General features: G+C 74.9%; 11 protein-coding genes. 10 read left to right on the top strand and 1 reads right to left on the bottom strand.

Annotated elements, in window-relative coordinates:
- The first annotated feature begins 642 nt into the window (after window positions 1-642).
- On the top strand, window positions 643-993 hold the full coding sequence (locus WME98_RS40890; protein WP_437947082.1) for a hypothetical protein: 351 nt from the start codon (window positions 643-645) through the stop codon (window positions 991-993).
- Window positions 994-1,478: 485 nt separating this feature from the next.
- Entirely contained in the window at window positions 1,479-2,351 is an 873-nt protein-coding gene (locus WME98_RS40895) for a hypothetical protein (RefSeq protein WP_437947083.1), read from the top strand.
- Between the two features lie 103 nt (window positions 2,352-2,454).
- Here WME98_RS40895 and WME98_RS40900 read toward each other — a convergent pair whose 3' ends face one another.
- The gene (locus tag WME98_RS40900) at window positions 2,455-3,483 is read right to left on the bottom strand and encodes a phosphotransferase family protein (RefSeq protein ID WP_437947084.1); all 1,029 of its coding nucleotides are present in this window, start codon (window positions 3,481-3,483) and stop codon (window positions 2,455-2,457) included.
- 206 nt (window positions 3,484-3,689) lie between these two features.
- Between WME98_RS40900 and WME98_RS40905 the strand changes: the two genes are divergently transcribed.
- The 8 genes from WME98_RS40905 (at window position 3,690) to WME98_RS40940 (ending at window position 12,389) form a co-directional block, all read left to right on the top strand.
- Window positions 3,690-4,223: a hypothetical protein gene (locus tag WME98_RS40905; RefSeq protein WP_437947085.1), complete on the top strand. Its 534-nt coding sequence runs from the start codon at window positions 3,690-3,692 to the stop codon at window positions 4,221-4,223.
- 83 nt (window positions 4,224-4,306) lie between these two features.
- Window positions 4,307-4,522: a hypothetical protein gene (locus WME98_RS40910; RefSeq protein ID WP_061623509.1), complete on the top strand. Its 216-nt coding sequence runs from the start codon at window positions 4,307-4,309 to the stop codon at window positions 4,520-4,522.
- Window positions 4,523-4,881: 359 nt separating this feature from the next.
- Window positions 4,882-5,622 (top strand): RNA polymerase sigma factor, encoded by a 741-nt coding sequence (locus WME98_RS40915; protein WP_437947086.1) that lies wholly within the window; start codon window positions 4,882-4,884, stop codon window positions 5,620-5,622.
- The gene (locus WME98_RS40920; RefSeq protein ID WP_437947087.1) at window positions 5,619-6,701 is read left to right on the top strand and encodes a hypothetical protein; all 1,083 of its coding nucleotides are present in this window, start codon (window positions 5,619-5,621) and stop codon (window positions 6,699-6,701) included. Before WME98_RS40915 ends, WME98_RS40920 begins: the two co-directional genes overlap by 4 nt.
- Window positions 6,698-9,553 carry a CHAT domain-containing protein gene (locus WME98_RS40925; protein ID WP_437947088.1) on the top strand — a complete coding sequence of 952 codons (2,856 nt, stop codon included), beginning with the start codon at window positions 6,698-6,700 and terminating at the stop codon, window positions 9,551-9,553. The genes WME98_RS40920 and WME98_RS40925 overlap by 4 nt, the downstream gene beginning before the upstream one ends.
- Before the next feature lie 214 nt (window positions 9,554-9,767).
- Window positions 9,768-10,205, top strand: a complete 438-nt coding sequence (locus WME98_RS40930) for a hypothetical protein (RefSeq protein ID WP_437947089.1) — start codon at window positions 9,768-9,770, stop codon at window positions 10,203-10,205.
- Between the two features lie 95 nt (window positions 10,206-10,300).
- On the top strand, window positions 10,301-10,738 hold the full coding sequence (locus WME98_RS40935; protein WP_061627076.1) for a hypothetical protein: 438 nt from the start codon (window positions 10,301-10,303) through the stop codon (window positions 10,736-10,738).
- A 688-nt stretch (window positions 10,739-11,426) separates the two neighbouring features.
- The gene (locus WME98_RS40940) at window positions 11,427-12,389 is read left to right on the top strand and encodes a sigma-54 interaction domain-containing protein (RefSeq protein WP_437947090.1); all 963 of its coding nucleotides are present in this window, start codon (window positions 11,427-11,429) and stop codon (window positions 12,387-12,389) included.
- Window position 12,390 lies beyond the last annotated feature (1 nt).

Consider the following 12,390-nt stretch of genomic DNA (forward strand, 5'->3'; position numbering starts at 1 on the left):
TCGGTAGGCTGGGATGCCCGCTGCGGCCTGACGCCAGATTGTGGTTGTGTCCGTTGCTTCTGTCCAGCGAAGACGTTCTTCCGTGTCAAGAGGGGGCATGGTTCCGGTGCGCCCGCAGGGAGGGTGCCTAGCCGCCACGCTGACGGCGAGCGGCTCCTCGGTCGTTTTTGCGTAACCGCCCAGCCATCGCCATGGGCGCTGTCCCTTGCGGGTCTCGCTCGGGTCGACGATGCTCAGCGCGGGGCGGCATCCGCCCAGGGCCCGGTGACGGGGGCTGGATCGCAACGTCGGCCTCGACCTCGACGGGGTCGTGGTCGGAGGAGCCGCTCAGCACGGCGCCCTCGACCTTGGCGGCGCTCAGCGGCGCGGAGTCCTGACACTTCGCCGTGACGATTCGATCGCGCAAAGCCTTATTTTCAAGGGGTTTCGGCGCGCTGTGCGTCCCATGCTGCGGGGGGCGCGCCGGTAGGCGCGGCGAGATCCCGTGGCTCTCGCGCGGGCGGCTGGCGATCGCGGGGCCGATGTTCGGCATGAATACACGGGAGCGCTCGGCCCATCGGTCGCACAGGATGTGTCGAATTCCAAACGCATCGCGCCGACAGCACGTAAGGGCCCATCGCCGTACCGCCGGGCCGGCGGAGCGTGCTTTTTTCTGGTCTCGTCCTCGCGGCGTGCCAGCTTGCGGTCGTCGAGCGCGGGCCGGCGACGCCGGAGGAAGAGGAGTTCGTGATGACCACCCAGGAGCTCGTCGAGCAGTTCATCGAGCAGGGACGCACACAGGGGATGGCGCAGGGAGTGGCGCAGGGGACCGCCCAGGGAACCATCGCGCTGTACGAAGCTCGTTTCGGCCCTATGCCTCCATCGCTGCGCTCCGCTGTCGAAGCCATGCGCGACCTGCCGACGCTCCGGACATGGCTCGTCCTCGCCGGCACCGGGACGCGCGAGGAGGTGCACGACGCCCTCTCCGCCGCTCCCCCCGGGCGTTCGTCCTGACCGCCGCGCGACGACTCCCTCCAGCGCGTGCGTTCCTGCCTTCGCCGCCCCGCTCCCCCGGCGACGGCTCCCGGACAGCGCGTCCTCCACCGCGTACGGACGCCCTACGGCCGGAGCCGCCGCAGCGCCTCCAGCGCCTCGCGCAGCTCGCGCTTCCCCCGCTCCACCAGGTCGCTGTGGCCGTGCCGCGCGGCCCAGGGGAGCGCGATCCCGACGTTCATCGCCTCGTACGCGGCCGCCCGGAACGCGCTGGCCCGCGTCCGCGGCGGTCGGCCATACGCCTCCCAGAAGCGATCGTAGAGCGGCCGGTTGGCCGGCGACGCGGACTGATGACGGTGCGATCATCCCATCGGCTGCATGAGGATGTGTCGAATTTCAAATGCTTCACGCTGGCAGCCCGTAAGGCCCCATCTCAGTCCCACCGCGCAGGCTGAGCGTGCCTTTTTCTTTATCTCGACCGCGCGGCGTGCCAGCCTGCGCCCGCCATGCGAAACCGATTCGATCGGCTGGCAAAGGACATCGCTCAAGAGGGGCTCACGCCGATAGGCAAGGTGGTGACCAACGCCGAGGTCGTCGGAGACGCGCAGCATGCGGACGTGTGGTACGAGCCCGACCCGGCGCGCGCCTCGGGTCGAGAGCGGCTCGGGCTCCTGGGCCGCCTCGCGGCGACGGCGTGCACCATCGAGGCCTACAGCGATACGCCGAGCGCCGACGAGGCGCGCGCGTGCGTGGAGAAGCACCTCGCCCTGTGGCGAAGCTGCACGGCCCGCAATCGCGAGGCAGGGCCCCCGTTCCTGTGGGTATTGTCGACGGGCCGTCCCACGGCCGTGCTCGACGGTCTGCGGGCGGAGCCGATGGCCGGCTGGCCCGCGGGCGTGTACGAAGGACCGAGCCTGCTGCGGGCCGCCGTCGTCGTGCTCGGTGAGCTGCCCCGCGTGCGCTCGACCGTGCTGATCCGGCTGATGGGCGGTGGGCGCGTTTTGCGAGAGGCGATCGAGGACTTCCGCCAGCTGCCGAAGGATGCGCCGGAGCGCGCCATCGCGCTCGGTCCTCTGCTACGCTTCCGCGCGGAGGTCGAACAGCGCGGGCCGGCGACGCCGGAGGAAGAGGAGTTCGTCATGACCACCGAGGAGCTCGTCGAGCAGTTCATCGAGCAGGGACGCACGCAGGGGATCGCCCAGGGTGCCATCGCGCTGTACGAAGCTCGTTTCGGCCCCATGCCTCCATCGCTGCGCTCCGCTGTCGAAGCCATGCGCGACCTGCCGACGCTCCGGACATGGCTCGTCCTCGCCGGCACCGGGACGCGCGAGGAGGTGCACGACGCCCTCTCCACCGCTCCCCCCGGGCGTTCGTCCTGACCCCCGCGCGACGCTCCATCCCGCGCGTGCGTTCCTGCCTTCGCTGCCCCGCTCCACCGGCGACGGCTCCCGGACAGCGCATCCTCCACCGCGTACGGACGCCCTACGGCCGGAGCCGCCGCAGCGCCTCCAGCGCCTCGCGCAGCTCGCGCTTCCCCCGCTCCACCAGGTCGGCGTGGCCGTGCCGCGCCGCCCAGGGGAGCGCTATCCCGACGTTCATCGCCTCGTACGCGGCCGCCCGGAACGCGCTGGCCCGCGTCTGCGGCGGCCGGCCATACGCCTCCCAGAAGCGATCGTAGAGCGGCCGGTTGGCCGGCGACGCGGACTTGGACAGCACGAACATCGTCCAGTCGGCCATCGGATCGCCCCAGAACGCCCGATCGGCGTCGATCACCCCGACGATCCTGGGCCCCTCCGCCACGCGCTCGATCAGCAGGTTGAACAGCCACAGATCGCCGTGCAGGAGCCGCGGCTCCCGGATCTCGTCGAGCACGGCCGCGCCCCCGCGGATGATCTCGATCGCCGCCGCCATGTCCGTCACGTCGAGCGACGCCCCCGCCATGGTTCGCAGCGAGCAGGTCAGGCGGTACAGCACCGCCTCGCTCCACGCGGGAAACTCGGGCACCGGGAACGGCCCGCCGAACGCGGAGCCGGCCGTCCCGTGGATCGTCCTCGTGATGCGGCCGAACTGCTCCCAGAGCGCCAGCGACTCCTCCGGCGACAGCGCGTCGGCCACGTCGTCCCAGCGCTCGCCGGGGAGCAAGGTCTGGAACACGTAGTCGCGATCGATGATCTGGCGCGTGAAGTCCGCCGCCAGCGTCCGCGGCGCCAGCGTCGAGAGGCCGGCGAAGTACGGCTGAACGTGCAGCTCGCGGCGCATGAGCGCCGCCTCGTCCCACGACAGCGCGGCCGAGTCCGGCGGCGCGACCCGCAGGATGACCCGCCGCTCTTCGACCAGCGCCGGCGCCAGCGAGACCAGGTACGTCGTATTGAAGGTGCCGCCGCCCAGCTCCCGGGCGGACGCGACAACGGCGCTCTCCCCGAACGCGCGCCGGCACATCGCCGCGATCTGCTCCGCCGTCAGCGCGCGATGCGCGTCCGCGGGCGCACGTTCGATCGTCGTGGGCTCCATCCAATCTCCTCGCAGGTCGCGCAGCGCCGGGATGCCGGCAAGGGCAAGCGGTCGAAGGGCAGGCGGGCCGTCTCGCGGTCCTCGACGGCGCGCGCCGGAGCATCCCCGCCGCGCGGCCGCGCGTCAACGCCGCCCCCTCGCCGGCGCCTCGCGCGCCGCCACGGTGCGAGGTGACGGCCCGTCCCTCCGCGGCTAAGCTCCCGCCCGTGCCGAGCCCCCGGAAGAACCACCTCCTGCGCAGCCTGCCCGCGCTCGCGCTCGCAGCGCTGACGGCGATCGCCGGTCCCGCCTGCGTCAGCAAGCCGACGATGCAGCTCGACCACGCCGAGATCACCGGCATCCGCATCGGCTTCCCGCCGAGCCTCGGCGTCCTCATGACCGTGGTCGTCAACGTCCACAACCCGAACTCGTACGACGTCGCCGTGCGCGCCGTCCGCGGCCAGGTCGTGCTCGCCGGCCGCTACCCGCTGCCGGTCGACTTCCGCGCCGACGGCGACGGCGTCTGGCTCCCCTCCGACCGCACCACCCAGGTCCGGGTCCCCATCAGCATCCCCGTCGATCTCGGCCTCCAGCTGGTCCGCGAGTCGTTCGCCACGCCCGTCATCCCGTACCGCTTCAGCGGCCGCGCGGACGTCACGGCCACGCGCACCTTCCGGCTCGAGGCAGACGACTACTCGGTCGACGACCACGGCGTCTTCTCCCGCCAGCAGATCGAGCTCGCCCTCGGCATCCTGCGATAAGCTCCGCGGCGCAAAGCTCCGGACGCCCGCGAGCAGGCGGCCGCCGGGCGCGCCCCCACGACGCAACGAAAGACGGTGGCTGCATGAGCGGCGTGATACGAGCGACGACCCTGGGACGCTACGGCAGGCTCGCGAACGGCAATGCCTATTGCGACGATCCGCAGGAGCCCGACCACGTGAGGGCCGATGGACGGTGGACGATGACCGGCGCCACGGCGGCGGACGGCATCGTGATGTGGTTCTGGGCGTGGGAGAGCGTGCCAGGCGGCGAGAAGCGCAAGACAACCTATCCTGGATGACCTGAGTCAGCATCGCATCGAGCCTCGTTACGCGCCGTTCGCGCGCCCCCGGGCGGCGACGCGCCGTTCGCGCGCCCCGGGCGGCGCCCCTCTCTGTAACAACCCAACGACCCAACGACGGAACGACGAAACGACGGAACGACGAACGATGGACAGGGGCCGACCCCAGGGCTCGCCCCGAGCCCTCTGCCTGCCTGAATGTCCATCCGTCCGTAGATCGCTTCGCCGCGCCCCCGCGGTTTCTGACACGGGTCTCGAGAAAAAAATCGCGGCCTCGCAGGGGTCGAGTCGTCCGGCGAGACCCTGCTTCGATTGACGGCCGTGTTGCGCGCGTCTATCCGTGTGCGTTGATGCCATCGATGTCCCCCTCGCCCGCGCAGCCGTGGACGCCCGCCGACGGCCCCTGGCGGGAGCCCGGGGCGGCGGAGGCGACCTCCGAGGCGGCGCTCGCGCTGATCGCGCGGGCCGTGGGCGGGGAGCCGGCGGCGGTCAGGGCGCTCGTCGATCTGCTCACGCCCATCATCCAGGAGCGCGTCATGCGGCCGCTGCTCCGCCGCCGCCGGGCAGCGGGGCACCGCGACGTGCGGCAGGAGGTCGAGGACATGACCCAGAGCGTGTTCCTCGCGCTCTTCGCGGACGGCGGGCGCACGCTCCGCCAGTGGGACCCGGCCCGGGGGCTCTCGCTCACGAGCTTCGTCGGGCTCGTGGCCGAGCGCGAGGCGTGCTCGATCCTGCGCAGCCGCCGCCGGAACCCCTGGACCGAGCAGCCCACCGAGGACGACGCGCTCGAGCGCGTCGACGCCGCGTCCGTCTCGCCCGAGCCGGCGGCCATCTCGCGCGAGCTGCTCGCGACCCTCGCCGTGCGGCTCCGCGACCGGCTGAGCGAGCGCGGGCTCGAGCTGTTCTATCTGCTGCTCGTCGACGAGCGATCCACCGAGGACGCGTGCGCCCTCACCGGCATGACGGCGGACGCCGTGTATGCCTGGCGGAGCCGCATCGGCCGGCTGGTCCGGCAGATCGCCGCGGAGCTCGCCGCCGAGGCCGAGGCGCCGGGACGGGCGCCCGCGGCAGACCCAACCACCCCGGAGCGCGCACGATGACCGACAGGGACGAGGAACTGCTCAAGGCGCTGGCGAGCGCCGCGCGCGCGGAGGATCGGGCGAGCGATCCGCGCTGGTCGGCGAGGGTGCACGGCGCGCTCGCGCAGGATGAGCTCGACGCGCTGGAGGCGCTCGCGCAGCGGTCGGCCGAAGACCGCGAGGCCTGGGAGGCGTCGCGCCCGCTGGACGGCGAGGCGCGGGCGCGGATCGCCGACACGATCCTGGCCGGGCTGCAGGCGAACGGAGCGGAGCGCGGCGCGCCGGCGGCGAGCGCAGGCGGGGCGGCGGCGAGCGCGGGCGGGGCGGCGGCGAGCGCAGGTGCGCCGGCGGCGAGCGCGCCGCCTGCGGAGACGACCGGCGCGCCGCGTGCGGAGACGACCGGCGTGCCGCTTGCGGAGACGACCGCCGCGCCGCGGTCGGCCGCGAGCTCCCAGGCAACCCCCGCGGGCCGGGTGATCCCGCTGGCGGCTGCGCCGGGTCGCCGGCGCTGGCTCGCCGCCGCGGCGGTCCTGGCCGCGGCCGCGGCGTGGGTCCTCGTCGCGCGCCTAGGTCCCGGCCACCAGGGCAGCGCCACCGGAGACCCGGGCGCGCTGGCCCTCCTCGATGCGTCCGCCCCGGTGCCCGACTACGCCGTCTCGATCGCGGGCGGCGAGGCCGGGCAACGGTCCGCGAACGGCGACCCCGCCGCGCCCGGCATCGCGCGCCTCGGCCCGGGGTCGAGGGTCGAGATCGCCCTCCGGCCCGCAACCCGGGTCGAGGGCCCCGTCGCGGTGCGCGCCTTCCTGATCGCGGGGGACAAGGCGCTCCCCTGGGACGTGCGCCCCGAGGTGTCGGCGCAGGGCGCGGCGCGCATCGCCGGCGACACGGAGGCGCTCTTCCGCGGGGTGCCCGAGGGCGAATGGGAGATCGCGATCGCGATCGGGCGGCCCGAGGCGCTGCCGGACAGGCCCGCCGAGCTCGCGGACGGGCCGCCGGGCGAAGGCGAAACCCCCAACGCATTCCGCGTGTTGCGCCTCAAGGTGCGCCTGCTCCCCGGCGCGGCGCCGCCGCCGCCCGCCCCGCCGCCGCAATCTCCATGAGCCGCCGCCGGGCGATCCGGGCCGCTGGGCTCGGCGCGGCGCTGCTCGTCCCGGCGCTGCTCGGCGCGGCGGCGCTCGTCGCCCGGAGCGGCGCCCCCGGCGGCGCGGCCCCCTCCGGCGGCACGCGCGATCAGCCTGCGCCCTCCGCCGGCGACGCGCGCGACCCGGCGGCCCCCGCGGCGCCACCGCCGCCCCTGGAGGTCGAGTTCGCCGGCTGCGGCGCCGTGCTCGCCGGCCCCGCCTGCGCCCTGCCCGACGATCGCGCGATCCGCCTCTGGATCAAGGCGCCCGAGGGTGCACGCGTCGCCGTCGAGGCCGGCGCGACCCCGATCCCGCTCGACGGCGCGCCGATCCAGGGCGGCCTGCTCGTCCGCGTCCCCGTGCCCGACGGCGCCGCGGCCGTCTCGGTGACCGCCGAGCAGAACGGCGCGCGCGCGGTCGTCCGTCTGCCGCTGCTCCCGCCCCTCGCCGCGCCCGCGCTGGCGCAGGCCGAGGCGCTGCGCCGGCAGGGCCGGCTCGACGAGGCGGCGTCGGCCCTGGGCGGCCTCGCGTCGGGCCAGGACCCCACCGTGAAGGCCCTGGCGATCGGCAAGCTCGCGCGCGTGGATCTCGCCCGCGGGCGGATCCCGGAGGCGATCGCACGCTTCGAGGCCTCGATCCGGGCGCACCGCGCCGCCGGGCGGCTGTCCGACGAGTTCCTCGATCGCTTCGCCCTGGCCTACACCCTCCTCTACAACGGCCGCAGGTTCGCGGAGGCGCGCGCCGCGCTCGACCCGCTCGCGCCGCTCGAGGCGAGCCACCCGGAGGGGCGCGCGCTCAAGCCGTACTACGCCGCGCTGCTCTCGTTCGAGTCCGGCGACCTGCGCGCGGCGCTCCGGCAGCTCGACGCGTCGGCCGCGGCCGCCGAGCGCCTGGGCCTCCGCGACCACCGGCGCCACATCCTGCAGAAGCGCGCCGAGGGCCTCCAGCTCCTGGGTCGGCCGCTCGAGGCGCAGGCGCTCCTGCGCGAGGTGGAGGCGTCCCTCCCCGCCGGCAGCCCGCCGTGCGAGCAGGCCGCCCTCCAGAACAACCTCGGCTGGGGCGCCCTGCAGGTGGCCTGGGCGAGCGCCTCGCCCGGGGAGCCCCTCGCGGCCGCCGAGGCCGCGCTCGAGGCCGCGCTCGCGCTGTACGGCGGGCCGTGCCCGCGGCCGGCCGAGCGGGCGAACGCGCTCACGAACCTCGCGCTGGCGAAGCTCGCGGCGGGGCAGACGGCGCGGGCGCGCGCGCTCCTCGGCGAGGCGCGGCGGACCGACGCGAGCCCCGACCCCGGGGTCGCGATGTACTGGCTCGACATCGAGGGGCGCCTCGCGCTGGACGGCGGCGACGCCGCGGGGGCGCTGCGGCGGTACGACTGGCTCGCCCGGCTCGCGGAGGCGAGCACGCTCGCGGAGGGGCGCTACCGGGCGGCGCTCGGCCGCGGGCAGGCGCTCGAGGCGCTGGGCCAGCCCGATCGCGCCCTCGCGGCCTACGAGGCCGCGGAGGCGCTGCGCGGCGAGCTCAGCCTGCTCGCGCCCCTCGGCGAGGGCCGAGGCGCCTTCCTCGGCCGCATGGAGGAGGGCGCCCGCCGCGCGGTCGACCTCCTGCTCCAGCGCGATCCGGCCCGCGCCCTCGCGGCCGCCCGGCGGTCGCGCGCCCTGGCGCTCGCGGCGCTCCGCTGGGTCGACCGCATCGCGTCGCTGGACGGCGAGGCGCGGGCGCGCTGGGAGGCCGCGCTCTCGGCGTACCGCGGCGAGCGCGCCGCCCTCGACGACGAGGGCCGCGACGACTGGCGGCTGTCCTCGGGCGAGCTCGAGGCGGCCCGGGCGGCCCGGGCGGCGCGCGGCCGGTCGATCCGGGCGCGGTTCGACGAGGCGCTGCTGCTCGTGCGGCGCGGTGATCCGGCGGCGGCGCCCGCGGAGGCCCCGCGCCTGGACGAGCGCGAGCTGATGCTGGCCTTCCACCCGATCCGCGACGGGTGGGCCGGCTTCGCCGTCACCCGGGACGGCGTCGCGGCGCGCCGGCTGCCGGCGATCGATCCCGCGGCCCCCGCCGCGACGCTCGCCGCGCGGCTGCTCGGGCCGTTCGAGGCGCCGCTCCGCGCGGCCGGGCGCCTGCGCGTCGCGGCCTACGGCGAGCTCGAGCGGATCGACGTCCACGCGCTGCCCTGGGACGGCGCGCCGCTCGTCGCCCGGATGCCCGTCGTGTACGGCCTGGATCTGCCGGGCGGCGCCGCCCCGGGGGCCGGGGGCGCCGGCGCGGCGCGCGGGGCGCTCGTGGTCGCGGATCCGCAGCGCGATCTGCCGGCCGCGCGGCGCGAGGCCGACGCGGTGGCCGCGGCGCTCGAAGGGCAGGGGCGCGCGGTGGAGCGCCTCTCGGGCGGCGTGGCCACGCACGCCGCGGTCGCCTCCGCGCTGGAGCAGCCCGGGATCGCGCTGTTCCACTACGCGGGCCACGGCTTCTTCGGCGGGATCGACGGCTGGGACAGCGGCCTCCCGCTCGCCGGCGGGGGCCAGCTCGCGGTGAGCGACATCCTGGCGCTGCGGCGAGCGCCGGCGCAGGTCGTCCTGTCCGGCTGCGACACGGCGCGCACCGGGGCCGCGCCCGGGGTCCGGGGGCTCGGGCTCGGCCTGGCGCAGGCGTTCCTGGTCGCCGGCGCCGGGTCGGTGATCGCGGCGACGCGCCCGGTCGACGACGCGCTGGCGGAGCGGATGATGGTGGCGCTGGTCGCCGCCGGGCAGGACGACCCCGGCGCGCAGCTGCGCGAGGCGACGCTCGCGGCGCTGCGCGCGACCCCCTCGTCCGACTGGGCGAGCTTCCGGGCGCTGGTGCCGTGAGCGGGCCGCGGCGGGCGCATCGCGGCGGCTCCGGCGCGGAGGGGAGCCGCGGAAGGATCCGGCGCGGCGGCGCGTATCGATCGCGGGTCTCAACCATCCAACCCCGCGAGCCTCGGGGCCGCGCAGCGGGATCGACCCGCTGCGCGGATCGAGGAGCGCCGGCGACCGGCGGGGACACGACGGTCCCAGGCCGGGCGCCACGGAGGATCTCGCCATGATTCGGAACAGTCTCAGAGCAGCTGGTCTCCTTGTCGCCGCGGGGGTCGTGTCGGCGCTCGGCATCGCCTCCACCGACGCGATGGCGGCGGAGCGAGCGTCGACGGTGCGCCACGGACCGGCGATCGACGATCCCAACCCCGTGGTCACCCCGTGCGGCGCTTGTTACAGCATGCGGGACCGCCGGCTCTATGTGTCCCTCGAAGCCATCGGGAGCGCGAAGGCGATATCGCTCGAGCTCGATTTGCTGCGCGACGGCAAGTCGGCCTATGGAGAGCAGCTGGCGCCGTACCGCGTGGCGAACGGTTACGTGGAGTACCTGGTGCCGCAAGCGCCGACCGAGGACGTCGGAGGGGGCAGGATACACTGGGTGACCTCGCAGGGGAGGTTCCGGACGATGACGGTCATCGTGGCTGCCGGCGGCGAGGCGGAGTAGAACAAGCGATCGCGCGAGGCCGGGCGCGGGCTCGCGCGCCGGCGAGCAAGGGACGACGAGGACGACCGTCGAGCGAGCGCCAGGAGGAACCAGGGATGATTCTGCACCGCATCAAATCAGCTGGTCTGTTTCTCGCCGGGGCCGCCGTGGCGGCCCTCGCCTTCGCGGGCCCCGAGGCCGCGGCGTCGGAGACGGGGCCTTCGGACCTGGAGATCCCGCCGGACATCCAGCCTCCCACGACCCCGTGCGGCGCCTGTTACAACATGCGAAGTCGGCTGCTCTACGTGTCCCTCGCCAAGGTCGACAAGATACCGGCGGTCGTCCTCGATCTCTACGAGCCGGACGGCGGCGGCGCGGGCACCTATGGAGCGCTGAAGCCGGTCCAGGTCAACACGCTCTATGCCGTGTACTACGTGCCGCAAGGGCCGACCAAGGACGTCGGCTCGGGCGTGGTGCGCTGGAAGCACCCCTACGGCTACGTCCGGACCGAGGACGTCACCGTCGATGATCCCGAGCCGCAATGCGATGAGTAGCGCGCGCTGGCTGGCCGGCCGGCCGGCCGGCCGGCCAGCCACATCGACGCTGAGCTCGACTCCGTAACAGCGGCGCGCCCGCGCCGCGCTCATCTCCCTTCCTCTCACGTTCTCCAGCCATCCACGCTGGTGGTGGCGTCAGCCCTCAGGTGGAGGCTCCAGCCTCCACGTGGTGCGACGAGCCTCGGCGCGCGGGGCCGCTCGGGACATCGCGCCGGACGCGCGCTCACCGGAGCGGCGGTGCTCCGCGCCACGGGCGGCCCCGGAGCGCCGCTGCGATTCCATCCAGCCCAGGGTTCGCGGCGCGGCGTTCCGCGAGGGCAGCACGGGATGCGCGGGCTTGCGTCAGATTGCGCCGTCCTTGCGCAACTCGTCGCGCATCCTTGCGCAACTCGTCGCGCAGGCTCGACCGGAGGGCTCCGCTGGCTCCGCGGCGCGCCGCGCGCCCGCCGGCGGGCTGAGGCGTTGGCCACCGACTTGCTTCGAGTCGCACCCGTCCCGTCGCCGCCGCGGCGCCCCGCGCGCCGGTGCGGCCCTCGCGGAGGCGCCGTCCACACCGCCGCACAAGGCCCTTCGCAGCATCGGAATCGTCATCGGACCAGGTACCGGAGTCAGCGTCGGACCCCGGCGGCCACGGCACGTGAGAGACATGAATCACGCCCTTTCGTCGTGATGAGGAGCGTTCATCGTGGATGACTGTCAACCCGGTTTTCTCGCGATCGATCCGGAGATGCGGCGCCTTCGGGAGGCCCTGGAGACCGTGGCCCCCACGCCGCTGCCGGTCCTGATCCTCGGCGAGACAGGGACGGGCAAAGAGGTCGTGGCGGAGTGGATCGCCGGCATGTCGCGGCACCCGCGCGAGCGGTTCGTAAAGGTGAACTGCGCGAGCCTGTCGGAGTCGCTCGTCGAGAGCGAGCTCTTCGGCCACGAGCGCGGCGCGTTCACCGGGGCGGTGGCCCCGCGCGAAGGCCTGTTCGAGGCCGCCCACGAGGGCACGCTCTTCCTCGACGAGGTCGGGGAGCTGTCCCCGCGCACGCAGGCGAAGCTCCTCCGCACGCTGGAGTACGGCGAGATCGTCCGCGTCGGCAGCACGCGGCCGCGGCGCGTCGACGTCCGGGTGATCGCGGCGACGCACCGCGATCTCGAGCAGATGGTGAGGGACGGGGACTTCCGCCAGGACCTGTATTTCCGCCTCAACGCGGTCACGCTGCGCATCCCGCCGCTCCGGGCCCGCATCACCGAGATCCTCCCGCTCGCGGAGCTCTTCGCGGCGCGCCTCGCGCGGCGGCTCGGCCGCCCGGCGCCGCGGCTCGCGCCCGAGGCGACGGCGGCGCTCCTCGCGCACTCCTGGCCGGGCAACATCCGGGAGCTGCGCCACGTGATCGAGCGCGCGGTGGTCATGTCCAAGGGGGGGCCGATCGTCGCGGACCACCTGATGCTCGAGGCGCCGCGCGCGCAGGCCGAGGCCGGGATCCGAGGCGACCTGCGCACGTTCGAGCGGGACCGCATCGTCGCCGCGCTCGACCGGACCCGCCAGAACCAGACGCGCGCCGCCGAGCTCCTCGGCGTGTCGCGGCGCACGCTTACCAACAAGCTCAACGCCTACGGCATCGCGCGGCCCCGGAAGAAGGTCGCGCTGGAGGGCTGTTGAC

This window comes from Sorangium sp. So ce296 (assembly GCF_051529605.1).
Classification (GTDB): domain Bacteria; phylum Myxococcota_A; class Polyangia; order Polyangiales; family Polyangiaceae; genus Sorangium; species Sorangium cellulosum_D.